Source organism: Paenibacillus sp. 1A_MP2 (assembly GCF_052244825.1).
GTDB lineage: Bacteria > Bacillota > Bacilli > Paenibacillales > Paenibacillaceae > Paenibacillus > Paenibacillus vandeheii.
In genome coordinates, this window is the sequence record NZ_JBQQCS010000001.1 from 3238300 (window position 1) to 3263504 (window position 25205).

Consider the following 25205-nt stretch of genomic DNA (forward strand, 5'->3'; position numbering starts at 1 on the left):
AATGGGGTGAAGGAGAACAAATGATGTATTCCACGATAGTTGTATTGGAGTACAAAGTTTACTGGAGGAAAGTCTTCATAAGCATGGGTTCCAACCGGAAAGATGAAGAGTGATAGAAGTGAGAAGTGAGAAGTGAGAAAGAACGTAGTCGCTGGGCTGATTTGCGATCCTCTGGAGTCGGTATATTTCAAAATTCAATTTGGATTTCCGATGTACTCTCGTATAACAATTCATTGCTTCGTTTCAATATAAGTGAGATGATGTGGGATGAAAATCAGTACAAGGTACTGACCTATTGTACGAAGTAAATTACATGAGGATATGAATTCGCTAATGAAACAGCGGTAATATTACAGATGAGAAGTGGTGAAACATGCGCATTAACAAATACATAAGTGAAACGGGATACTGTTCCCGCAGGGAAACAAACCGATTAATTGCAGCCGGGCGTATTACAATCAATGGCGAAGTATGCGAAAAAGGAGCGGATGTTGAGTCAGAGGATATCGTGCTCATTGATGGCAAGGAAATTCCTCATGACGATAGTGAGCCTGTCTACCTTATGCTTAATAAACCGATGGGTATTGTCTGCACAGCAGCGAAACAGGTGGAGGGAAACATTATTGAGTATGTGAATTATCCATCGCGCATTTTTGCCATCGGCAGATTGGACAAAGCTTCAGAGGGTTTGATTTTGCTTACGAACGACGGAGGTATTGTGAACAAGATGATGCGTTCGGAGCATAACCACGAGAAGGAATATGTGGTGACAGTAGATAAACCCGTGACAGAACAATTCGTTCGGGCGATGTCGCAAGGAGTAGAGATTCTGGATGTGGTGACAAAGCCGTGTGAGGTGTATAAGCAGAGCGAGAACGTATTTCGTATCATATTGACTCAGGGGCTTAATTTGCAAATCCGCAGAATGTGCAAAGCCCTGGGTTACAGAGTGCTCAAGCTGGAGCGCATCCGCATTATGAATGTTACACTGGATGGAATGGAACGTGGACAATGGAGACATCTGGAGGAGCAGGAATTGGAACACCTTTTGTCCATGTTGGACTAAGAATTGAATTCAAATCATGTCTCTGGCACAATGAAGAGAGGCACTAATCCATCGTGGATTCAATGCCTCTTTTTGTTGAAAAGTTCAATGGGCTAGTCTAACAGGTTAAGTGTTTTTTTGCTTCGTACTTTCTTCTCTGAAACAAACGATCCGAGTAACGTTAGCAGCGTTCCAAGCAGTGTTATCCAGGTAATTCGTTCGTGCAGTATCAGAGCGGAAGCGATCAGGGTAATGACAGGTACCAAATAAATGTAGACACTTGTTTTGACGGCTCCCAGCAGATTCACTGCCCGGTTCCAGGTAACAAAACATAAGGCCGAGGCACCCAGCCCGAGAAAAAGAAGGTTTGAGAGGTTGGCCATGTTCGCGAAGCGTCCGAGATCGAAGTGAAATTCAAATAGGAACAAGGCTGGCAGCATGAATAATAGTCCATAAAAGAATACTTTGCGTGTAGCACCGATGGTGTGATACGGAAGTTTACCAATTTTTCGCATGAGTACAGAGTATATCGCCCATACAGCCGGTGCCACGAAAGCGAGCAGGTCTCCCAGCGGATTCAGTTGCAGGATGACACTGCCGTTGAGTCCAATCAGGATGATGCCGGTCAAGGCAATGCCGAAGCCCACAATAAACCGCCTGTGCAATCTCTCTCCATCCAGGAAGAAATGTGCGAGGACCGCAGTGAAGAAAGGGGCAATGGAGACAATAATGCCTACATTGGAAGCAAGTGTGTACACCAGTGCAATATTTTCAATGAGAAAATATAACGTGACCCCGCATAATCCAGCCCCGATAAACAGCCCTTCTTCTCTGAAAGACGTCATTCGCATTGAACGCGGATAGATCAGGAGCAGTACCACATAGCCAATCAGGAAACGAAAAAACAGAATTTCAACAGGCGTAAAGTCAAACAGTAGAACCTTGGTGGAGATGAACGTTGTTCCCCAGATCAGGATTGTAAGCAAGGCCAGCAGATGTCCGGTGGAGACTTTGTTCGGATCTGTCATGACATCTCATCGGTGGAGCGTTTTGATTCCACATCATGGTTGAAAATGCGTCTGTATTGCTTGGGTGTCAAGCCGATCAGCTTTTTGAAAAAATTCGTAAAATGACTCTGATCGCTAAATCCTGTTTGCGATGCGACCTCAATCGGGAGCTGTCCTTGTTCCAGTAACCGTTTAGCCTGATTTATGCGAATCGTTTCCAGGTAGCGGTAGGGAGATATTCCTTTTTGGCGAGTGAATAAACGCAACAGATGGTATTTGCTTAATCCTGTTAACTCCACCAATTGGTTCAGCGTAATACTCTCCATGTAATGAGACTCTATGTACTCGCATATGCGTCTGATCTCGATGGTGACGTCCTGGGCGGAAACGGGCGGTTCAGCATCCGCATATTCTCTTAGCAGCTGTTCCAGCAGAAAGAGTAACAACTCTTCTTTGTAGAAGTCGGATTGCTCTTCCAAAATCATCTGATGAAGCTCATGTAAGGAAGCAACATGTTCACTCTGGTAGAGGACAGGGGAAGTAAATCGGGGCAAGTAATCTTGTCTGGTAATTTCCTGTACATATTGGCGCATGATTTCAGGCTGAATGTTGATGCAGCGATAATCCAGGGTTCTGCCGTCCACCTGTTCGCAGGCATGGGGATCATGCGGATTAAAAATAATCATGTCTCCTGTGTTCAGTAGATATTCTTCGTTATTACATACGAGATGTCGTTTACCTTGCTCAATAAAACCAATGACGTAATAGTCATGAAAGTGATTGGGGAATTTCTGCATAATGCCTTCAAATTGATAGGCTTCAAGCTGCAGATCGGGATCAAACACAACGGTTCGCACTTCTGGAGTCACCTGCTGCACCTTCCTTCTGGTAAGTTAATGCCATTATAATATGAAAAGAAGGAACTTTCTTGGACGATATTGCTCGCTCCGTCATAGGTGGAAACGCATATAAAACCAACGTACCCGCTGCCTTCAAGGCATTGGAGCACATTGGTTTCGATGAAGTCCGACCAACAAGCTCTTAATGCAATGTGGCAAGCGCTTCTGGTGTAAAAGCTTATTTGGCAACTATGCTAAGCTGGTCCATCTATGGGGTGACGTATCGCTGGAATTTGGAAGAAAGACAGCAATCCCCGACTGAATTGGCCGAGGAGGTAGTTCCTTTTCTGTTGAACGGGGCCGGAATACTGAATAAATAACGCCATAGAAAAAGAGCAGATGATCTGCTCTTTTTCTTGTTATCTATAAGAAAATTCTACAGGATTGCATTACTTATATAGTTTAAGCGGCAAATGATTTAAGGATTGTCCGACGGCAGCTGGAACAAGGTTGTCCTCCAGAATAAATCCCTCCACGTTCTCAATGCGTGAGAAGGTCTGAATGAAGGTAGAGAGTGCGATTTTGGCCTCTAACCGGGCAAGTGGTGCGCCAAGACAGAAGTGTGTGCCATACCCAAAAGAAATCTGTTTGTTATTGTTGGAGCGATGAATATTGAATGTGAATGGATCTTCAAATACGCGTTCATCCACATTGGCTGCACTCATCCATGCAACAATGGCATCTCCTTTTTGAGATCAATCCCCAGCAGGTTGTTGTCCTTTTTGACCATACGATCCATCTTACTGATGTTGAAACGATATCTTAGCATCTCTTCCACCGCGTTCGGAATCAGCTCGGGATTTTTTCTTAACTCAGCATAGACTCCTGGTTGGTCATACAACATGGCATAGAACGAATTGGCGAGCAGGATACTCGTCGTTTCTACACCAGCACCCAATATAAACATCGTTGTCCGTACGATCTCTTCATCTGAAAAGTGGTCGCCATCTACCTCTGCCCGGATGAGATCAGATATGATATCTTCTCCCGGATTTAATCTTTTGGCGACAACGACAGGATACAGGTATTTGAAATATTCTTCTCCGGCCGTTTTTTTCATTTCGTTAATTTCAGCAAAGGTGGCATGGGTGGAGGGCAGAAAGAGCTGGTTAACCCATTCCTTGAACAAATGATGATCCTTCGAGGGAACGCCCAGCAGATCTGACATGATCATGACGGGGAATACGCTCGTATATGCCTCGACGATATCCACGACAGGTTGATGAGCAAACTTGGCTACCAGTTGTTCGGCAAGTGCCTGAATCCGTGGTTCCCATAACCGCAAGCTTCTTGGCGTAAATGCGTTGGCAAGTAATGATCTCCGTTTACGATGTTCCGGTGGGTCCACATTATGAATATCCAATCGATCCGGGATATGATGTTCCCCTTCGTTGTTGTTATCATCCTCGCTGATATACCCTACATTAACAATGGTTCTTTGGCGTTCACTGGAGAAATGCTCATGGTCATTAAGGACCGTTTTCACAAGATCATACCCAAATACATGCCATGAATCGGACGCTTCATTATAAACGACAGGGTCTTGCTTCAGCATGTGGCGATACCAATGGTGAGGACTGAATTCGTCTTCCTTGGACTCAAAGTCGGTCATTTCGGATAAAGAAATAATCGGGTTGCTCATTCCTTACGCCTCCTTGGTTCGAAGATTGGGTGAATCTGATCAAGAGGTCCTGCTTGATCGGATAGCAGATAGGGAGCGGGCCATAATATCTGTCTTCCTAAACTATCCTTGTTGACAAATATAACAAACCAGAATACTTTAATTCAAGTATAATAAATAGAAATTTGATTAATGAATCGAATCCAACAACCGTTACAAGCATGATGAAAACTGTCTCCACTGAAATCACAGCCGGACTTCAAGCGCAAGTTCAATCCCAGAGCTTAGAGAGTGTGCTAAACAGTATGCAGGTTCCTGCGGACCAATCCAAACAGATTGTGGAGGCCACGATGGGGAAAGTTTCCTCCAATCTGGTTATGACCAATCCGCAGCCAGCAGGAATGCAATCAGATGGCCCCAATGTTTATCACCATGGCACTCTATGTAGGAGCGATGATCTATTCCATGCAAAGTGTGGGCGGATTAAGATCATTGCAACAACAGATGGGAAAATGGAAGGCTTTTTTCTCCCTTCGTCTGGTTAATCTGCTCATCTCACTGATCGCTCCACTGATTGCCATAGGCATATATTTTATGGTTCAAGGGTATGGGATGGAGACATTTATGAAACTATGGTTACTACACAGCGTTCAGCTGTTCGTTTGCATTGAATTTACAAGTATCTTTATCATGCTGCTGGGTCAGGGAGGCATGCTGATTAACTTGCCGATTCTGCTCAGTCAGACGATTGCTAATGGCACAACCATGCCTCCCGAGATGATGCCAGGATATTTCAAATTCATGAGCCATATCACACCGATGTTCTATTCGACTCATCTGGACTACAATATACTCTTTGGTGGGGAAAACCTCGGATTACGGAATGGGTTTGGCGTTGGTTGGTCTTGCAGCATTGGCAATCAACATCGTAATTCATCAGTTCAAAAGTGCCCGCCAAACCGATGCTATGAAGGAGACTGTACAACAGTCTGTTATGGTTTAAAATAGAGAGAGAGGGCTGGTTCGTTGTGCTTCACTGTACTCGCCCTCTGGATTAGCAGAAATGGGGGCAGTCACATGTCGATTCAAATTTTTATACTTGGTACGTTAAGCGAGGAACAGTGCCATCCCTATGATATTAAGAAGAGAATTCTTAAACATCTGGATCAAACCGATGCCAAAGTAACGGAAGGCACGATTTATTATAATTTTGAAGTATTGCTGAAGAAGGGTCTGATCGAGAAAATCGAAATTATACAAACCGATAATCGACCAGATAAAACAACTTATGGTATCACTGAAAAAGGACGAGATGCCTTACAAGAGGGGATCTACGCGGCTTTTCAAAAATTCACGAACGTGCAATCCCTCTATGCAGCGCTGGTCAATCTGGATAAGGTGGACTTACACAAGATTGCATATCTGATTGAGGATATTCTTCGTAAACTGGAAAAAAGAATTGCTTATATTGAACGTGAAAGACCAGAGATTGAAGAGTTCGAGGTGGATTTGAAAGAAACATTGTTATTAATGAAAGATCATGCCTACCACTCCATTCAGAACGATATCACCTGGCTGCAGAAGCTGCTGCATCATGTTCAGAGCAGAGCTTTGAAGAAATAGGCAAAACACTTAAGAAATGTAGACAGGAGGAATGAAGAAATGTTCGAACATTTGGTTGTATTTAAATTCAACGATAAAATTACACCTGAGAAGCAGCAAAAATTGGTGAATCAATTATTGTCCCTGAGGGAAGAGATTCCGGGAATCACAGCATTGACTGCGGGAATTAACGTGACTGAGGAGACCGATAATATTCAAGGTTATACACTTGGACTAAGAGTTACTTTTACAGATCAGGAAGCTTTGCGTTCCTACGGTCCCCATCCTGCCCATCAGGCATTCGTAGCTTCGCTCGAAGGTTGGGTGGAAAATGTGATCGTAGTCGACTACCCAATCTAAAAGTTGGTTTCTGGGTGCCGAAAGCTGGAAGACATAAATAGCGTCACAATCGAAGTCGCCAATAGGCGACTTTTATTATTTTGGGGAAGGACCAAATGGTGGCTCAGATGTGTACACACATATCCATTTGAATATACAATATTTCTATGATTTCTGGGCTGTAATGACGTTATTACGATTCAATCTTTTCATGAAAAAATGAAGGATGGCTCCACCGAAACATACAGTCAATACGGTTCCGATCCCAATGGGCCCTTGAAACAAAAAGGCGAGAATCAAAAAAACAATATAGATCAACGTTCTGGAGTACATCACACTTTTTTTCGTTAAGAGCTGAATGATGACCATTAGATGATCGACGGGTATACGAGCAAAGCGAGCACGTAGATACATAGCTGTACCCCATCCGGAAACAAGCATGCCGACAGTAAAATAAATGAAGTTGACAAAGTGTCCTACCTGAAGCCAGTGTCCAATAACCCAGAGCCAGGTATCGATACACAAACCTGTTGCAAAAGCAGTAAGCAATCCCTTGAATTCAGGTTTCTGTCTAATGAGGACAGCATTGAGAAAAATCATGATCAGGGCAAGCAAAATCTCCCAACTTCCTACAGTAAGCCCCACATGCACGGATAACCCCACCAACAAGGCATCAAAAGGAGAGACGCCAAGCCCGGCCGTTATGGTTAATGAGATGCCCAGGGACAGAAGGATAATTCCGGTCCAAAAGTCAACAATTCTAGGTGATCTAAGTATAATACGATTCATGCCAGAGCGTGACATCCTTTCCAATAAGCACTTTTCTATATAATAAATCAGTTTTTATATGTTGTAAATGCAACATTTCACACCTCTTTAGGACAAAGGTTTACTCATGAATATCAGATAAGTTGATCTAACTACCTAAAAATAGATAAGAGAGATGGTGTTGACATGGAACCAGTTACATGAAATACACTGATGTTGTAGCAGATCGGCTCCCTGGGATTGACAAAGCGTGCCTCTCACTACATTATTTTATAGACACTTTATAAATAAACATTATAAAGTATGTATATATTCTTCTTACTTCTGAACTTATTTGAGAGGGCGGGTATGGGGTGGAATAAATGACACTACATTCTGGCAGCCACTAATTGGAGGAACCGGAAAACAATGTGAGCGTGTGGAGAAATTGTTCGGGAGCACGGAAAGGGAATCTGGATTCTTGGAGACAGTGCTGCCCGAATCAAGAAGGACAGAAAGGTTGTGAAGGAATTCAGCATCGAGCGGGATATCGCTCTGAGCGCTATAGAAGAGATTCAGCGATTCGCTGATAACATGACCATAATTGTATGCGCGAGCGATGCTGCATATGTGCATTCTTCCATTCCTGAAGACATGTACCAGGTTATTAAAGGCTCCTATGAACATGTCATTAAAATCGGTTCCTTCTCAGAAATCGATAGCCCGCTCATTAAAATTACGGTGTATGATCCTGAAGAGAGGAGTAGTGCACTGAGAAAGCATGTTGAATTAACGCTGGATGGACAAATCTACATCGTGGATTCAGAAGCAAGATGGCTTGATATTACGGCACTGCACACACATAAAGGCGAGACGGTAAAAAAACTACAAGAAATGTTGGGCGTAACAGCTGAAGAAACAATGTCATTTGGGGATGGAGAGAATGATGTGGAACTGATGGCAATTGCTAAATATAGCTATGCTGTTAGTAATGCCTGTGAAAATACTAAAAAAGCGGCAAGTTTCATTACCAAATCTAATCAAGAGAATGGAGTTCTTATTACGATTCAAAAAATGATGGACCTGTTCTAGATTTATGCCGTTACGAAATAATATTTATGTGATCGGAATCATACTGAATTTCAAAAAAAAGAATAACAGGAGCTGAAAAAATGACTGAAGAAGAACGGATATTGAAGGGGATTTTATTTAGTCCAAGTGATTCGGAATTGAAAGCGCTGAAACGGCGTTCGCATAACCTAAGCAATCAATATAGCCGTACATTTGAGGATCAAGTCGAGGAACGAGAATTGTTATTGAAGGAGCTGCTTGGTCGAAAAGGACAGGGCTGCTTCATGCAAGGACCGATTTTCTTTCATTATGGAGTGCATACCGAAATCGGTGATTATTTCTTTGGCAACTACAATCTCACCGTTCAGGATGATGCGAAAGTCACCATTGGTAATCATACGAGTTTTGGGCCCAATGTGACCATTGTTACGCCAATTCATCCATTCATCGCTTCGGAGCGCCGGCAGATGCTGGATCAACACGGTACACCCAAATCTCTTTGTTACGCCAAGCCTGTCACTATTGGAAACGATGTATGGTTATCTGCTAACGTAACTGTATGCGGTGGGGTAACGATTGGAGACGGATGCGTAATTGGGGCAGGCAGCGTCGTGACGCAAGATATCCCGGAGAACTCTTTTGCGGCAGGTGTACCGTGCAGAGTCATTCGTAAAATCACTGAATCAGACAGTATGCGATACAAACCGGAAATATTAGCGGATTGTCGTGTGATAGAATAAATGTTTTGAGGTAGGAATGTTGGCCCCTGTCATGGAGCGAACCATTTCTGCCTCTTTTTAATCCTGCTGGAACACTGTGTCACCCTTTACGTGTAATTTAACATGACATGAAATGAGCGTGAGCTACTTTCACTTTGTATAACATGCCCAAAAACATCGATTCTCTTTATATCCTCCAACAATCTTATGTTATGAATCATGGAACTTCCCCCAATTGTTTATATAATGTGAATCAACATAACATGATTTGCAGCGGTAACTGGATTCTAAATTACAGGGGGCAGGTTGGGATGAGAGAAACCAAGAGAATGAGGATTTTTTCACTGGGAATTCAGCACGTATTGGCGATGTATGCCGGGGCCATTTTGGTTCCGCTTCTTGTGGGAAGGGCGCTAAATCTGACTGCTGAACAGCTCGCGTATCTGGTATCTATTGACTTGTTAACCTGTGGGGTTGCAACCTGGCTTCAGGCACGCAAAGGAAAGTATCTGGGGATTGGATTGCCGGCGGTGCTGGGAAGCTCATTTGTTGCCGTGACACCCATGATTGCGATTGGCTCACAATACGGGATCCCGGCCATTTACGGTTCCATTATCGCAGCAGGGATATTCATCGTCATATGTGCTGTCTTCTTCAGTAAAATTGTCAAACTGTTTCCTCCTGTCGTAATCGGCACGGTGGTAACCATTATCGGTCTGGCGTTGATTCCAACTGGTATCAAGAACATGGCGGGTGGAGCAAACAGCGAGAATTTCGGAAGTCTGGATAACTTGGCGCTTTCATTCGGTGTGTTACTTTTTATTCTCATACTAAATCGCTATGCTCGCGGTTTTGTTAGATCCCTCGCAGTTCTCCTCGGCATTATTGTGGGCACCCTTGTTGCTGCTATAATGGGGAAAGTGAATTTCGCTTCCGTGCAGGAAGCCTCCTGGTTTCACTTGCCGCAGCCGTTTTATTTTGGATGGCCTACCTTCGAATTGGGCCCTATTATTACAATGATTATCGTAGGTACGGTTGTTATTATTGAGTCGACAGGTGTATTTATGGCTCTAAGCAAAATCTGTGATCAACCGATTAACGAGAAGGATCTGGCGCGAGGGTATCGTGCGGAAGGTTTAGCGTTTGTCCTTGGCGGTATTTTCAATGCCTTTCCGTATAACACATTTGCCCAGAATGTCGGTTTGGTTCAGCTCTCCAAGGTGAAAACGACCAATGTGGTTGTTGCGGCCGGAGGCATCCTGATTTTTCTCGGGCTCATCCCCAAAGTTGCGGCATTTGCAACGATTATTCCCAGCGCGGTGCTTGGAGGGGCAACGGTGGTTCTGTTCGGCATGGTGGTCTCATCCGGGATTAAAATGCTGCAACATGTCGATTTCGGCAAGCAATCCAATCTATTGATCGTTGCTTGTTCGGTTTCCCTTGGTCTTGGTGTAACTGCTGTTCCTGATCTATTTGCCCAGCTGCCTCAAAGTATTCGCATTATTGTCGGTGATGGCATTATCACAGGTAGTCTGTGTGCTATCCTGCTCAATGTCTTCTTTAACCTCGGATTCAAAAAGGAGAGTCTGCCGGTACAGCCCGTTCAGGCCCAAGAATCACATACTTGATTTAGTTTTGTTTACAGGCTTGTGACTCACAAGAATGGACCCAAGGCGGTTTCAACTGCGGTGGAATGACGGATTCTGACTCATTCACCAAAGAAACCTCTTGGGTTTTTAGTATGATTGGGATTGGGAAACAATATCGGGTGGGGCCATTCAACAGTCATCGTATAAATCACGAAAGTTACTGTAGGATGAATGCAAAAGGGATATAAATATGCTAAAGTTTCATCATGAACATGTTACATGTTCTTTCTGTTGAATTTCCATGCGACTACATAAATGAGCATTGGTTCACAAGGCTAAAATAAAATCAGGGATGTACCCTGGTTACAGAAAAGGAGTTGTGATCACCATGCAACAAGAAACGCAGAAAAAAGGATGGCATTTTGACAATAGTTATGCGCATTTGCCACAGGTTTTTTTTACAAAGCAGGGAGCGGTACCTGTTCAATCACCAAAGATGATCATCTTCAATACATCACTTGCTACCAGCTTGGGATTAAATGCTGAGGCGCTCAATAGTACTGAAGGAGCGGAGGTCTTCGCAGGTAACCTGATTCCGGAAGGAGCCGAGCCTCTGGCTCAGGCATATGCGGGCCACCAGTTTGGCAATTTTAACATGCTTGGTGATGGACGGGCTTTGCTGCTGGGAGAGCAGCTTACGCCGCAAGGCGAGCGAGTGGATATCCAGCTCAAAGGTTCGGGAAGAACCCCTTACTCTCGCGGAGGTGATGGACGTGCTGCCGTTGGGCCAATGCTGCGGGAGTATATTATTAGTGAAGCGATGCATTCACTGGGAATTCCAACCACGCGAAGTTTGGCAGTCGTTTCGACTGGAGAAAACATTATACGTGAAACAGAACGACCTGGTGCAATCCTGACGCGAGTGGCTTCAAGCCATTTGCGTGTAGCAACCTTCCAATACGCTGCCAGATGGGGATCAATCGATGATCTCAAAGCATTGGCTGACTACACACTGCAACGGCATTTTTCGGATATCGCCGAAGCCGACAATCGTTACCTCCTGCTGCTTCAGGAAGTGATTAAGCGACAGGCATCACTTATTGCCAAGTGCCAGCACGTTGGTTTCATCCATGGCGTAATGAACACGGATAATATGGCGATTAGTGGTGAAACAATCGATTATGGTCCTTGTGCTTTTATGGATGCTTATAATCCAGCGACGGTATTTAGCTCCATTGACACACAAGGCCGTTATGCCTATGGCAATCAACCGTATATTGGTGGCTGGAATCTGGCTCGGTTTGCCGAGACGCTTCTGCCATTGCTGCATGAGGATGAAGAACAGGCCGTACAAATCGCGCAGGATGCTATTGCTCAATTCTCTGAATTGTATCACCACCACTGGCTTTTGGGCATGCGGAGCAAGTTGGGCTTGTTTAATGAAGAGGCTGAGGATGAAGCGCTAATCAGGGATCTTCTTGAATTGATGGAGAAGCATAGTGCCGATTACACGAATACGTTCGTGGCGCTGACCTTTGACACACCGCTCAAGGGCTCACTATTGTTGGAAACTCCAGAGTTTGAGCAGTGGAATGAGCGCTATACGGCAAGATTGGGAAGACAGCAGCAAGGAAAAGAAGCATCACAACAATTGATGAGGAACAGCAACCCGGCGGTCATTCCCCGTAATCATCGGGTGGAAGAAGCGTTGGAACAAGCGGAGAATCACGGGGATCTCAGTGTGATGGAGAAGCTTCTTGCAGTGCTTTCAAACCCGTTTGCACACTCTCCTGAACAGGCTGAATACGCAGAATTGCCTGCTCAGTGCAATACCTCCTATCAGACGTTCTGCGGGACCTGATTGAAGAAATGCTGGGAAGAGGCTGCCATTTGGCAGCTTTTTCATTATCATGCCAACGCATACAGCGAATAAACGATGTGAAACTTTTCGAGGTGGTGAGTATATGTCCGACATACAAAGCAAACCAGAGATTGCAAAAACGTTATTACAGTTGCTTGAGCGTACATCCTTCCACAGGGAACAGTTGGAAAACTATGTTAACCGCTTGTTTGAGGCCTTTAAATGGGAAGGCGTTCCTTATGTAGAAATCGAAAATGATGTGTATGTTGTTCGAATATACGAGCGGGGTATTGTCATGCTGGAGAAACGGCTGAACCAGACGGATGAAGTCATCTACTGGCTGCTGGAGGATATCATTTTTACGGCGGCGCATGTAGAATTGCTGGAACAGCATGGTGTGGATAATAAACAGATATACTTGAACTATACGGGCGAAGTGATGCAAGAACTGGAACGAAGTGTTGAGAAGGCTTTCCAACAGATTGGTAATCCATACTTACATTGGCATAAGACGGGTAAACGACAGGAGCTGGAGAGGCTGAAACCAGGAGGTGAGCGTCTTTAATAATGGTTTTAGGCATATGAATATGATCACGGGAAGTTGACATGATGACTTTATAAGTCTGGAGCAGGCACTGATCTGATGTTCTATCTTAAGTTTGCTTACTTGCTCTTGCAATGATATTAACGTTCGGCTATACTGGCTATAAATTGAATACATGAATTACGTTGATAGAGCGCAGTAGCGGCTTTGTCCCTGTTACAGAAAGTCAGGGGTTGATGGAACCTGATACATACAAGGGCTGCGAATTACACTCTGGAGTACTTGGGTAATGCCAAGCGGAATGGCAAACGATATTTTGCCGAAAGCGGTATGGACAGCGTGTAAGCTGTTGTCTGTGCAAGTTGGGTGGTACCACGGTTATGATAATCGTCCCTATGTCTATTGAAGACAAGGCGGCGATTTTTTTGTGTCCAAAAAAGCCTCGCCCGGCTTAGCTGCTTGTGAATTAACGTAGATCATGGCCTAATACCAATGCATAGAGAAGGGGTTGTTTGTTTTGAATATTATTGATGAACTGGAATGGCGCGACGCCATTAACCAACAAACGGATGCGGAGGGTCTTCGTGAGCTAACCGAGACGACATCGGTATCGCTGTACTGTGGAGTTGACCCAACAGGAGACAGTATGCACATTGGACATTTGATTCCGTTCATGATGCTAAAACGTTTCCAACTCGCCGGCCACCGCCCGGTCATTCTGATTGGTGGGGCAACAGGAACTATTGGTGATCCAAGTGGTCGTCAATCGGAACGTTCCCTGCAAACGATGGAAGAGGTACAAGCGAACGTAGACGCGCTGACTGCCCAAATGAAAAAGCTCTTCGTAACCGATGGCGACAATCAGGTACGCATGGTCAACAACTACGACTGGACGCATAAAATCAATGTAATTGAATTTTTACGTGACTACGGTAAAAACTTTAATCTGAACACGATGCTGGCCAAGGACGTGGTTGCGAGCAGACTGGAAGACGGCATTTCGTTTACCGAGTTTTCCTACCAGATTCTCCAATCGCTCGATTACCTGCACCTGTTCCAACATGAGAATGTACAGCTGCAAATCGGCGGTTCCGACCAATGGGGCAATATTACAAGTGGCCTAGACCTCATCCGTAAAAAGGAAGGGTCCGAAGCGAAAGCCTTCGGTCTGACGATTCCGCTGATGCTCAAATCCGATGGAACGAAATTCGGTAAAACCGCAGGTGGAGCCATCTGGCTTGATCCAAATAAAACGACTCCATTCGAATTCTACCAGTTCTGGGCAAATACGGATGATCGTGACGTGATCAAATACTTGAAGTACTTCACGTTCCTGAGCAAAGAAGAAATTGAAGCCTTGGCTGAAAAGGTAGAAACGGAGCCGCATAAGCGTGAAGCACAAAAGGCTCTCGCTGAAGAAATGACGAAGTTTGTTCACGGTGACGATATGCTGGAGCAGGCGAAACGCATTACCGCCGCACTGTTCAGCGGCGACATTCGTTCCCTTACAGCAGACGAAATCGAGCAGGGCTTCAAGGAAATGCCGACCTTCGAGACCGATGGAGAAGCGAAAAATATTGTAGACTGGCTCGTGGACCTTGGGCTTGAGCCATCCAAACGTCAGGCGCGTGAGGATGTCACCAAAGGGGCTATCTCTATGAATGGTGAGAAAGTTACGGAGCTGGAATTCACGGTCTCTGCGGAGCACGCAATCGGCGGTAAATTCATCATCATCCGCAAAGGCAAGAAAAACTACAGCCTGGTGAAATTGAAGTAGCAAGAGGATTACAGAGTATGATTCGGGGGAAGGTAGAGGCGAAAGTTAAATCTTCTTCCCCAGCAACACAAAAGGACCGTCCCCATTCATGTCAGTGACATGATGGAGACGGTCCTTTATGCATGCCATCCGCAAATGGCTTATTAGTTATTAATTTATTGATTCACAATCGCTGCTGTGATTTCTTCATCCAGATCAAGTCTTACATTCTCACGGTAAGCCCGAATGTCGTATTCACTGTGCAGGTAGCGCAGGATGGCTTCAATCATGTTGGATTCGACCAAGTATTGACTGCGGCCTTGAATCCAGACTTCAGCGGAATATCCCGTATCTTCTTCCCAGCTCAGTTCCACATTGACATCGGTTGGGCGTACACCCTTGCGTTCCGCCATGTGAATACAAATCGCGTTTACAATTTCATCCATGCTTAGAACCATAGAGATTAGTACCGTCCGTTTCTGTTGCGATCATCATCATCACGATCATTTTTGCGGTCATAGCGACCATCGGCTGCCGGTTTACGGCGATTCGTAATGGCTCTGAACAGGGCCATCGCGAGCATCACGATCAGCATAATTGCAGCGACGTTTACGAGTAATCCGAGAATGTTACCCAGTGCTCCCATACCGCCGAACAATCCACCAAACATCATACCAGCCAGACCGCCCAGCATCATGCCTTTCATAAATCCACCGCCACCGCCGAAGAATCCGCCACGGTTGGTTGTAGCTGCTCCAGTGCTGGAGTTGTTATTCGTATTTGATTTGCTCACATTACTGTTGGAATCGGACTTCTTAGGTGTGTTAGTAAAGCTTTTTGTTCCCGATTTGAAACCGCCACCACGTCTAGCATCGGCAGAATCCGGATTTGCGACTCCGACTGTTGCGAACAATAATGTAAAGGCCATGAAAACCATCATAAGATGTTTGATTCCGAATTTTTTCTTCATTGTAAAGATCGTAACCCCCGATTAATTTGTTTGAATCACCCAAAATTGGGCCTTACTCAAGTAATACGGTCAACTTGCAGGAACGTTTCAAAATTTGTTTAATTTTCTGAATGAGTTGGACAAGGGTCCTGAATAGCGGCCTGACCATCGAGTAGTTGAGTAACCCAGTTACACCATTCGATGCCCGTTTGTGCGTTCATCAACCCTTTTTGTACCAGAATGTAGCTTCCGAATTCCCGACTGCCTACTCGCAAATTATCCTGAGGGATACGGGACTTCAAATCCTCGAAATAACGGATGCGTTCCAAAAACCAGTTTTTGCGTTCGTTCAGAATGCGTCTCATGCTTCCATCTTCCGCAATGCCTACACATAAAATACGCAGATTGAATTCGTCACGCGTAACCGGAGCGGTTACGGGAGTGATCATCCAATCCAGCAGTTTTTCAATACCTTTTTCCGTGACTGCATACATTTTTTGTCCGGTTTGTCAGACTGTTGCACCCAGCGGGAGGCTAAAAGCTCATCGTTTTCCATTTTGGAGAGGAGGGGATAGATCTGACTGTGTTTAGCCTGCCAATGTGGCTGGATTTTCAGCATTAGATCATAGCCTGATGACTCCTCGCGGGTAAGAAGCCCGAGCAATCCGTAGGAAAGTATGTTCATGCACATGTCTCCTTAATATTAGGGCTGGGCCAGCAAAAACAATAAAAATTGCTTTCTTTGACCGCTTTCATAAAAGTGTACACTGAAACTGTATGGTTTGACAACCTGACAGAACAACTGCCTCAATTTAGACAAAAAGAGTGCGGACCCGGAGGTCCGCACCCAAACCATTTAAGAGAGATGTCTATTGCCCATAGCCCTCTGCGACAAGATCAAGTTCACCTGTATAGGAATCGATGACCATGCCGTGTACGGGTACATTGGGCGGAAGCAATGGATGTTTCTTGATCACTTCCACAGTATGTTTTACCCCTTCTTCAACGCTGTCAAACCCGCGCAGCCACTTTTGCAAACGAATACCCGAGTTCTCCAGCGTGCTCATGACTTCCTCAGACACACCCCGTTCGACCATATGTCCAATCATGGTCTCAGCGTGTAGGGAAGCCATACCGCATTCCGTATGACCAACAACCAGTACTTCATCAGCACCAAGCTCATAGATGGCGACAAGAACACTACGCATAACAGACCCGAAAGGCTGAGAGATAATTGCGCCAGCGTTTTTGATAATTTTCACATCGCCATTCTTCAGGTTCATGGCCTTGGGCAGCAATTCCACCAGACGGGTATCCATACAGGTGATAATAGCCATCTTTTTGGTTGGAAACTTGCCAGCCGTATACTTTTCGTATTCTTTAGTCTCGACAAATGTTTTGTTGTAAGCCAGAATCTCTTGAATGTTGTTCATGTCCATTGCCTCCTGTTATCCAATACGATGAGCACAGCCACTTGCATCCAATGCAGCTTGTCCTACGTCCTTTGGTTTTATTTAGTTATATCACGGTCAGCAAATTGCATTATTCCGCGATTTAGAGGAATAATGCAATTTGCATCTGTTAAAAGTTGATTATACGCATTGCAAAAAGTATCATCAATAGGGAATCCAACATTTTTTTGAAGAGGTGAACGTTAACAATGGAACAACAAGCACAGCAACAGCTGGAATCCTTCCGTAATTTGGCTCGCAAAATCAAGAGTTACCATGAAGCCATTGGTTTGCTTCACTGGGATCTGCGCACAGGTGCGCCCAAAAAGGTGTACCAACACGTTCGGAAACACTTGGAATGCTGTCTACCGAAGCATTTAAGCTGCAAACCTCGGCTGACATGAAATCTTACCTGGATACATTAACAAGTCCAGAGGTGCTGGAACAGCTGGAAGATATCGACCGCCGTCAGGTGGAAGATTGTCAGAAAGAATATGATCGCAGTCAGTCCGTCCCGCCGGAAAAAGTACAAGCGTATACCGTACTTACCGCCAAATCGGAAACGGCTTGGGAAGATGCCAAGCATAATAGCGATTTTGCAGGGTTCTCTCCTTACCTCACCGATATTGTGAAGCTCAAGCAAGAGTTCATAGACTACTGGGGTGTGAAAGATACTCGTTATGATACCCTTCTTGATATGTATGAGCCGGAACTGACCGTTGAAAAGGTAGATGCGGTATTTGCCCGTCTCAAAGCACGTTTGGTTCCCCTGCAAGAGAAGATCAATGCGTCGGGCAATAAGCCGAACACGGAGTTCCTGAACCAGCTGTTTGACAAGGAACAACAGGAAAAATTCAGTCTGTTTATTCTGGGACAAATGGGTTATGATTTCGAAGCTGGAAGACTCGATGAGAGTGTTCACCCGTTCGCAACGGGCCTGAATCCGGGTGATGTGCGAATCACGACGAACTATTTGCAGGATGATGTGACGAGTGCGGTCTTCAGTTCACTGCACGAAGGCGGACACGCCCTGTATGAACAAAATATTGACGACAATCTGGCCGGTACTCTTCTTGCCGAAGGGACGTCCATGGGTATCCACGAATCCCAGTCGCGCCTTTGGGAAAATATGATTGGCCGCAGTCTTCCATTCTGGACGCGCTATTATAAAGATTTGCAACAGCACTTCCCTCAATTAAGCGAGGTGAAACTGGAAGACTTCTACCGGGCAATTAACCGGGTGGAAAGCTCTCTGATCCGGATTGAAGCCGATGAGCTGACGTACAATCTGCACATCATCATTCGTTATGAAATTGAGAAAATGCTGTTTAACGAAGGCCTGGAAGTCAAGGACCTGCCAGAGACCTGGAATGCCAAATACAAGGAGTATCTTGGTGTGGTGCCGCCGAATGATGGTATGGGTGTGCTTCAGGATGTTCACTGGTCGGGCGGTGACTTTGGTTACTTTGCTTCTTACTCGCTCGGCAATATGTATGCTGCACAGATTCTACATACACTGCGCAAAGAAATGCCGGAGTTCGATGCCCATATTGCCGAAGGTAACCTGATTCCCATCAAGGAATGGTTAACTGACAAAATTTATCGTTATGGCAAAAGTCGTACACCTTCCGAATTGATTGTGGCCGTAACGGGTGAAGAGTTGAACCCGGACTATTTGGCAGACTATCTGGAAGCAAAATATACCGAGATTTACAAGCTGTAGGACAGCTATAACATCAACATATAATTTTGAAGAGCGGGGCAGAATTGCCCGGCTCTTCTTTTGCATGCAAGTTCTTAACCTTTTGTTAGGCATCAGCATATCCATAGTAGAGAGAACAGCTGAAACCAGTGAAGGAGGGAAATATCATGAAATACACGCCATGGTTCATCCGGGCCATCGTCATTTTGCTCATTATCATTGTGGCTCTCACCAGCTGCAATAAAGATAAGGATGTAAACAAAATTACGATTGGTGAAGTCACACGTTCTGTATTTTACGCACCGGAGTATGTGGCTGTGGCCCAAGGTTTTTTTGAGGAGCAGGGGCTTGAAGTGGACATTCAGACGACGGCTGGCGGAGACAAAACGATGGCAGCATTACTTGCTGGCTCAGTAGACATCGCATTGGTTGGAGCAGAGACGTCTATTTATGTCTACCAACAAGGCGCAGAAGATCCGGTTATTAACTTTGCTCAGCTTACACAGACGGACGGAACGTTTCTGTTTGCCCGTAATCCCGATGGCGAATTTAATTGGGATCAACTGAAACAGAGTACATTCCTTGGACAAAGAAAGGGTGGCATGCCTCAAATGGCAGGCGAATTCACGCTGAAAAAACATGGCATCGATCCGCAGAATGATCTGGAATTGATTCAAAATGTGGATTTTGCCAACATTGCTTCTGCATTCGCTTCAGGGACGGGGGATTACGTACAGCTGTTTGAACCTCAGGCGTCCATCTTTGAGAAAGAGGGTCGCGGCAAGGTTGTAGCCTCATTTGGAACGGAAAGTGGCCATCTGCCTTACACGGTCTTCATGACCAAACAAAGTTATATCCATGATAACAAGGACATCGTTCAGAAGTTCACAAATGGCTTGCAAAAAGCACAAACTTGGGTAGATTCCCATACGGCTGAAGAAATCGCTGAAGTGATCAAGCCCTACTTCAAAGATATTGATCCGGCCATTTTGGTAAGCAGTGTGAACCGTTACAAGGAACAGGGCACATATGCAACCGATCCAGTCATTGATGAGGATGAATGGAATAACTTGCTGGACGTTATGAGTGCTGCGGGAGAACTGAAACAGCGGGTGGATTCTCAAACGATTGTCGATAACTCCTATGCTAAACATGCAGCATCAACGAAGTAACCAGGTATTCAGGAAAGGACGTGAGCATGTATGCCTGAATCCGAAACGGTGATCAGACTGGAAGGGATTTCGCAAGTCTATGTCAGCGAGCGCGAAGCATCATTGGTTATCGAGAATTTGAATCTTCAGGTCGAACAGGGAGAGTTTGTTAGTCTTGTCGGCCCAAGCGGATGTGGTAAAACTACATTGCTGTCGATCATCGCCGGGCTGCTCACACCGACCGCTGGCGAGGTCAAGGTTAAAGGGAAACGCATCGAAGGTCCATCTGCCCAGATCGGCTATATGCTGCAACAGGACTATCTGTTTCCGTGGCGTACCATTTTGGATAATGCCCTGATTGGGCTTGAACTGACAGGTACCCTTAATGAACAGAGTCGTGAGCGTACGCGTGAGCTGTTGGCAGGTATGGGGCTTGCTGGCACCGAAAGCCAGTATCCTTCCGAGTTATCCGGGGGCATGAGGCAACGGGTGGCTTTGGTACGTACACTGGCTACGGACCCGGAATACTGTTGCTGGATGAACCCTTCTCCGCACTCGATTATCAAACCAAGCTGCAGCTGGAGGATCTGGTTTCGGACACATTGAAGAAATCCGGCAAAACTTCGGTGCTTGTCACCCATGATCTGTCGGAAGCTATTGCCGTCAGTGATCGCGTCATTGTGCTGGATCGCAATCCGGGTCGCATTCGGCGAGAGTTCATCATTCCAGAAGATTTGCGGAATGCACAGCCTTTTTACGCAAGGGAGCAGCCAGGGTTCAATGAGCTGTTTCAGGCGTTATGGAGTGAACTGGATCAGTCCGGAGGAGGTGAGAAGAACGGGTGAATCAGACGAATCAGAAGCAGGAAATGCGTGATGATTGGATGAGACAGCTGCACCAAAGTCATATTCAGCATGTTGCCAGATGGCGACATAAAGTGCTGGCGGTGCAGCTGTCCATGCTGGTGTTTATGTTTTTGCTGTGGGAACTGGCGGGAAGGCTGCGCTGGATTGATGTGCTTTTGTTCAGTTATCCCAGCAAAATTTTTAATCAGATCTGGAAGGACATCGTCAGTGGAGAACTATGGGCGCATGTCGGGGTAACCGTAGGGGAAACGGCAGTCGGCTTTTTGCTGGGGACACTCGTCGGAACACTGCTTGCGGTTCTGATCTGGTGGTCTCCTTTTTTGTCCAAAGTGCTTGATCCCTATATGGTTGTGTTCAACAGCATGCCAAAGGTCGCGCTGGGTCCCATTTTTATCGTCATGTTTGGTGCAGGATTTACGGCCATTGTCATGACGACTTTGTCAATTACAGTCATTATTACTACACTTGTTGTGTATAACAGTTTTAATGAAGTAGATCAGAACTATATTAAGGTTATCCGTACGTTTGGTGGCGATCGCTCCGAAGTTTTCACCAAAGTAGTATTGCCCGCTTCCTTCCCAGCCATTGTCTCTACCTTAAAAGTAAACGTGGGGATGGCCTGGGTCGGTGTAATTGTGGGTGAATTTCTGGTCGCCAAGCAGGGGTTGGGCTATCTGATCATCTATGGATTTCAAGTATTCAACTTTACCCTTGTTTTATCGAGCCTGCTCATTATTGCCGCTGTCGCCACAGCGATGTACCAGCTCGTTGTATATGTAGAACGCAAGCTGCTGGCAGGACGCAGATAATGTTGTGAAGCATGCGCGTGTATAAAAAACCATTCACAATATGTATACAATTTCACAAGAGGTGTCACGTTGCCCGAACCCGTAAAATCAAGTACCATACAATTACGAATATTCCGCGCAGTCCGGAATGAATGCGACGATTGGAGAAGAGGGCCTAGAGGCTTTTCGTCGCATCAATCAAATTGCCAGCGTCCCTCATCCGGGGGCGCGTTATTGTGACCGACATGCATGCGCATGTCGGTTGATGCCGTTTATGAGTTTAATAGGTCATTGAGATATGCTGTTCTTGCAGATACAATTCTTTTGATTAGAGAAGAAATGGTTTTTGGCAGGATGTGTAATACTATGGATATGATATAGAACAGTAGACGCTATTAGGCAGTGGACAGGCGTTCACATGGATAGGTATGGCTCGCTTGCTTTGACATTTTTGCAGCTTAGAGGAGAGGGAATGTTAGATGGGTTTTAGGGTAATTAAAACCGCAATCGCCGCGCTGATGGCCGTGCTGATTGCGGACTGGTGCGGCTTGCCTGGACCAACATCAGCTGGCTTGCTAGCCATTCTTGGCGTTGATGTAACACGAAAAAGAAGTATTCGCACCATATCTGCCAGATTCTTCGCTTCCGTAGTGGGGCTTTTATTTGCAAGTGTACTTTTTCACTTTCTTGGTTTCCATTACTGGGTATTGGCAGTCTACATACTAATTGCGTTTCCCGTTATCGTTCGAGCCGGATTCAAGGAAGGCATTGTGACGGGATCTGTCGTAGTGTTCCGGGTATTTGGCGGCGGTGAGATGGATGTTCATGTGGTTTTGGTACAAATTGGACTGCTGCTGATTGGTCTCGGTTCCGCGATGGTTGTCAATCTGGCCTATATGCCGGCTGCGGACCCGCAGATGCTGCGTATTCGCAAAAGAATTGATGAATTATTCTCGGTCATCTTCAAGGAGTTTGCAGCTACACTGCGCAATCCGAATGAAGTGTGGGCAGGAAAAGAGCTGATTGAAGCCGATAAGGCTGTGCTAGGCGGCATTGAAGCAGCCAAACGCTCGTTGGAAAATCAGGTCATCCACCCGAACGAGGGATGGAGTGTTTACTTTTATATGCGCAAAACGCAACTGGATTCCATCCAGCATATGATGCATCTCGTATCCCAGATCTATCAGAAGATGCCGCATGCGGAAATGGTATCGGAGCTGTTCGACCAGCTCAGTCAGGATGTACTCACTGAATCTTACACCGGACGTACAGAAAAACTTCTCGCAGATGTGCAAGAAGAATTCAAACGAATGGAGTTGCCGGATACAAGGGAAGAATTCGAGATTCGTTCCGCGATTCTCCAGCTGTGCCGGGAACTCGCGCTGTATCTGAAAATAGCCAAGAAGGACAAAGCACCGTCTCCGATATCGGACCGGTCCCAATCTACAAATGAATAATAGAAAATAGTTGTCACCCTAGACGGATGCCCTGCATACACTTGTAAAGAATGATTGTATGGAGGAGGTTTAAAGATGTCATTGAGTCATAAACATCAATGTAGAGAGATCATCACGAAGGCGATCTGCGGCAAAGGTCGTAAGTTCTCTACCGTAACACATACCGTGACTCCGCCACATGGTCCGACCAGTATTTTGGGGGCTTGGATTATCAACCACCAATATGAAGCCGTATCAGCGGGGGACGGAATTGAAGTTATTGGTACTTACGATATCAACATTTGGTATTCCTATGACAAAACTCACAGACGGATGTAGCCAAAGAAACGGTGTCGTATGTAGAACATGTGCCTTTGTCCTATCTGGACCCGAAACACCGGGCCACCACGGTAGAGGTATCTGCGGATGCAACGCAGGAACCAAGCTGTGTGGAAGCCACGGTGTCGGCAGGTGGAGGCAGCGTAATTATCCGGGTAGAACGGGAATTCGCTGTTGAACTGGTCGCCGAAACCAAAGTTTGTGTGAAAGTGTGCACGGATGGCTGTGGAGATTATGAAGACAAGGATTATGACTTCGGCAGTGGAGATGGAGATTATGACGATCTCGATCCCGACTTGCTTGACGATGAGCTGTAAGCTTAGCGTTCTTGATTCATTAACTTAAGGTATCATATGCGCCGCGAGCGGCAGTGAAGAGGGCGTAAGCCCTCTTTTTTCATTTTGGGCGAGAAACGGGAGGATGGACAGGATGAATGTGATGGAAGAGGCCGAGGAGGCGGTGCGCCGATATGAACGCATGCTCCCTCGCGAACGGACAGATCGCCTGAAACGATCCGGGATTGAAGTGCATGCTTCGCGAGGCAGGCGTGATCGAGAGTTGGGATTGCGTGTTCGTTACGATGTAGAGATATGCTGTCTGCAAGCGATCCGTATCAAACGTAGGGACACCAGCGGTATGGGTGGAGCGCAAGAAAGTGTGCTGGATCGTGAAGCCGCATCAACGTTGTTCAGACGTATTGAACGGCTTGCAACCAAAACCTTGTATACGGTTGGACTGGATCACGGCGCAGTAAGACTGGAAGCCTCGGGAAAGAGCGGTTGTGCAGTCATTTCGATTGATCCAAGGCCATGGAAGGGCATGACTGATCTCTCTGCCATGTATCGTGCAGGCTGGAAGCAGCTTCAGACTGAGCTGGATGAAGAACTGCATCATAATGCAGCCCCGATACTTGGAATGGACCCCGAGTTCCTGCTTGTGCAGATGCCAGAGTCCAAAATCGTGCCCGCCTCCAGATTTCTCGAACGAACAGGCGTAGCTGGCTGCGATTCCGTGACGATTGGTGGACGACGAATATATCCTGTAGCCGAACTGCGACCTGCCCAAGCTCTGAACCGCGTGAACTGCTCGCTCATCTGATGAGAGCCTTTGCGGCCGCATCCCGAAGTATTAGTGATCATTCGCTGATCTGGCAGGCAGGGGGAATGCCCCAGCGCGGATTGCCACTCGGTGGACATGTTCATTTCAGTGGCGTTACGTTAAACGGAGAGCTGCTGCGTGCACTTGACAATTATCTGGCATTGCCACTCGCCGTTCTTCAGGACCCCCGAGGTTCTGGCAGACGTCCACGCTATGGGGCATTGGGGGATTTTAGGCTGAAATCCTACGGTGGATTCGAATACCGCACTTTACCTAGTTTTCTGGTATCTCCTCTGGTTGCCAAAGGTGTTGTTGCTCTGGCTGGTCTTATCGCAAAAGACTATCAGCAACTGCGTCAACGTCCATTGGCGAAGGCGGCTATTCATACTGCTTTTTATGAAGGGAACCGTGAGGTGATGCAAGCGTATATTCCGGCATTGCTGGATGACCTGACGAAAATGGATGGTTTTGAACGTTATGAACAATACGCGGCTCCTTTAATTAGCCAGCTAAGACAGGGTAGGACATGGGACGAGAGTCGGGATATACGTAAACTCTGGAATATTCGAGCAGGTTCATGAAGAGTGGGCACTTTTTTGGTATAATGAGAAATAAGTCGATTTTG

At 45.9% G+C, this 25205-nt stretch carries 19 protein-coding genes, 7 pseudogenes and 1 other annotated feature; of the genes and pseudogenes, 18 read left to right on the top strand and 8 right to left on the bottom strand.

The window, feature by feature from the left end:
* Nucleotides 1-373: 373 nt before the first annotated feature.
* The gene (locus ACTWJ7_RS15880; protein ID WP_301877395.1) at nt 374-1066 is read left to right on the top strand and encodes a pseudouridine synthase; all 693 of its coding nucleotides are present in this window, start codon (nt 374-376) and stop codon (nt 1064-1066) included.
* Between the two features lie 92 nt (nt 1067-1158).
* Here ACTWJ7_RS15880 and ACTWJ7_RS15885 read toward each other — a convergent pair whose 3' ends face one another.
* Both ACTWJ7_RS15885 and ACTWJ7_RS15890 read right to left on the bottom strand, forming a co-directional pair.
* Nucleotides 1159-2073, bottom strand: coding sequence for a DMT family transporter (locus ACTWJ7_RS15885; RefSeq protein WP_301877393.1), 915 nt, complete (start codon nt 2071-2073; stop codon nt 1159-1161).
* Nucleotides 2070-2921, bottom strand: a complete 852-nt coding sequence (locus ACTWJ7_RS15890; protein WP_301877391.1) for an AraC family transcriptional regulator — start codon at nt 2919-2921, stop codon at nt 2070-2072. The genes ACTWJ7_RS15885 and ACTWJ7_RS15890 overlap by 4 nt, the downstream gene beginning before the upstream one ends.
* A gap of 212 nt (nt 2922-3133) precedes the next feature.
* Here ACTWJ7_RS15890 and ACTWJ7_RS15895 point away from each other — a divergent pair, with 212 nt between their 5' ends.
* Entirely contained in the window at nt 3134-3271 is a 138-nt protein-coding gene (locus ACTWJ7_RS15895) for a hypothetical protein (RefSeq protein WP_301877390.1), read from the top strand.
* Between the two features lie 69 nt (nt 3272-3340).
* Here the strand turns inward: ACTWJ7_RS15895 and ACTWJ7_RS15900 are convergent.
* A pseudogene (locus ACTWJ7_RS15900) lies at nt 3341-4593 on the bottom strand (cytochrome P450).
* A 390-nt stretch (nt 4594-4983) separates the two neighbouring features.
* Between ACTWJ7_RS15900 and ACTWJ7_RS15905 the strand changes: the two are divergent.
* The 3 genes from ACTWJ7_RS15905 (at nt 4984) to ACTWJ7_RS15915 (ending at nt 6534) form a co-directional block, all read left to right on the top strand.
* Nucleotides 4984-5580, top strand: coding sequence for a hypothetical protein (locus ACTWJ7_RS15905; protein ID WP_443145622.1), 597 nt, complete (start codon nt 4984-4986; stop codon nt 5578-5580).
* A 69-nt stretch (nt 5581-5649) separates the two neighbouring features.
* Nucleotides 5650-6195, top strand: coding sequence for a PadR family transcriptional regulator (locus tag ACTWJ7_RS15910; RefSeq protein WP_079349281.1), 546 nt, complete (start codon nt 5650-5652; stop codon nt 6193-6195).
* 39 nt (nt 6196-6234) lie between these two features.
* Nucleotides 6235-6534, top strand: coding sequence for a Dabb family protein (locus tag ACTWJ7_RS15915; protein ID WP_079349280.1), 300 nt, complete (start codon nt 6235-6237; stop codon nt 6532-6534).
* Nucleotides 6535-6678: 144 nt separating this feature from the next.
* Here the strand turns inward: ACTWJ7_RS15915 and ACTWJ7_RS15920 are convergent, their stop codons facing one another.
* Nucleotides 6679-7302 carry a YczE/YyaS/YitT family protein gene (locus tag ACTWJ7_RS15920; protein WP_079349279.1) on the bottom strand — a complete coding sequence of 208 codons (624 nt, stop codon included), beginning with the start codon at nt 7300-7302 and terminating at the stop codon, nt 6679-6681.
* 376 nt (nt 7303-7678) lie between these two features.
* Between ACTWJ7_RS15920 and ACTWJ7_RS15925 the strand changes: the two are divergent.
* From ACTWJ7_RS15925 to tyrS, 6 genes and pseudogenes are all read left to right on the top strand, one after another.
* Nucleotides 7679-8352, top strand: a pseudogene (locus tag ACTWJ7_RS15925) (HAD hydrolase family protein); the annotation flags it as partial.
* Between the two features lie 80 nt (nt 8353-8432).
* Complete coding sequence (locus ACTWJ7_RS15930; protein WP_301877383.1) at nt 8433-9071, top strand: sugar O-acetyltransferase; 639 nt, start codon at nt 8433-8435, stop codon at nt 9069-9071.
* A gap of 290 nt (nt 9072-9361) precedes the next feature.
* Nucleotides 9362-10678, top strand: a complete 1317-nt coding sequence (locus ACTWJ7_RS15935; RefSeq protein WP_301877382.1) for a nucleobase:cation symporter-2 family protein — start codon at nt 9362-9364, stop codon at nt 10676-10678.
* Between the two features lie 349 nt (nt 10679-11027).
* A complete protein-coding gene (locus ACTWJ7_RS15940) occupies nt 11028-12500 on the top strand; it encodes a protein adenylyltransferase SelO (RefSeq protein WP_301877381.1) in 1473 nt (490 codons plus the stop codon).
* A 103-nt stretch (nt 12501-12603) separates the two neighbouring features.
* Entirely contained in the window at nt 12604-13065 is a 462-nt protein-coding gene (locus ACTWJ7_RS15945) for an Imm63 family immunity protein (protein ID WP_301877379.1), read from the top strand.
* Nucleotides 13066-13220: 155 nt separating this feature from the next.
* Nucleotides 13221-13442 (top strand) — a binding site (T-box leader).
* A gap of 119 nt (nt 13443-13561) precedes the next feature.
* Nucleotides 13562-14821, top strand: coding sequence for a tyrosine--tRNA ligase (gene tyrS, locus ACTWJ7_RS15950; RefSeq protein ID WP_079349273.1), 1260 nt, complete (start codon nt 13562-13564; stop codon nt 14819-14821).
* Between the two features lie 155 nt (nt 14822-14976).
* On the opposite strand, the gene ACTWJ7_RS15955 is transcribed toward tyrS, so the two are convergent.
* The 4 genes and pseudogenes from ACTWJ7_RS15955 to ACTWJ7_RS15970 all read right to left on the bottom strand — a co-directional run bounded on the left by ACTWJ7_RS15955 (nt 14977) and on the right by ACTWJ7_RS15970 (nt 17182).
* Nucleotides 14977-15258, bottom strand: a complete 282-nt coding sequence (locus tag ACTWJ7_RS15955; protein ID WP_301877377.1) for a YxcD family protein — start codon at nt 15256-15258, stop codon at nt 14977-14979.
* 5 nt (nt 15259-15263) lie between these two features.
* Nucleotides 15264-15770, bottom strand: coding sequence for a hypothetical protein (locus ACTWJ7_RS15960; RefSeq protein WP_024630485.1), 507 nt, complete (start codon nt 15768-15770; stop codon nt 15264-15266).
* Between the two features lie 98 nt (nt 15771-15868).
* Nucleotides 15869-16434, bottom strand: a pseudogene (locus tag ACTWJ7_RS15965) (PadR family transcriptional regulator).
* Between the two features lie 184 nt (nt 16435-16618).
* Nucleotides 16619-17182, bottom strand: coding sequence for a beta-class carbonic anhydrase (locus tag ACTWJ7_RS15970; RefSeq protein WP_079349272.1), 564 nt, complete (start codon nt 17180-17182; stop codon nt 16619-16621).
* 227 nt (nt 17183-17409) lie between these two features.
* Between ACTWJ7_RS15970 and ACTWJ7_RS15975 the strand changes: the two are divergent.
* The 7 genes and pseudogenes from ACTWJ7_RS15975 to ACTWJ7_RS16005 all read left to right on the top strand — a co-directional run bounded on the left by ACTWJ7_RS15975 (nt 17410) and on the right by ACTWJ7_RS16005 (nt 25161).
* Nucleotides 17410-18923, top strand: a pseudogene (locus ACTWJ7_RS15975) (carboxypeptidase M32).
* Nucleotides 18924-19069: 146 nt separating this feature from the next.
* Nucleotides 19070-20074 (top strand): ABC transporter substrate-binding protein, encoded by a 1005-nt coding sequence (locus ACTWJ7_RS15980; protein ID WP_301877374.1) that lies wholly within the window; start codon nt 19070-19072, stop codon nt 20072-20074.
* Nucleotides 20075-20104: 30 nt separating this feature from the next.
* Nucleotides 20105-20898, top strand: a pseudogene (locus tag ACTWJ7_RS15985) (ABC transporter ATP-binding protein).
* 38 nt (nt 20899-20936) lie between these two features.
* Nucleotides 20937-21728 carry an ABC transporter permease gene (locus ACTWJ7_RS15990; RefSeq protein WP_443146385.1) on the top strand — a complete coding sequence of 264 codons (792 nt, stop codon included), beginning with the start codon at nt 20937-20939 and terminating at the stop codon, nt 21726-21728.
* Nucleotides 21729-22186: 458 nt separating this feature from the next.
* Entirely contained in the window at nt 22187-23164 is a 978-nt protein-coding gene (locus ACTWJ7_RS15995) for an aromatic acid exporter family protein (RefSeq protein WP_079349269.1), read from the top strand.
* A gap of 75 nt (nt 23165-23239) precedes the next feature.
* Nucleotides 23240-23799: pseudogene (locus tag ACTWJ7_RS16000) on the top strand (outer spore coat protein CotE).
* Nucleotides 23800-24424: 625 nt separating this feature from the next.
* Nucleotides 24425-25161: pseudogene (locus ACTWJ7_RS16005) on the top strand (putative amidoligase domain-containing protein).
* Nucleotides 25162-25205 lie beyond the last annotated feature (44 nt).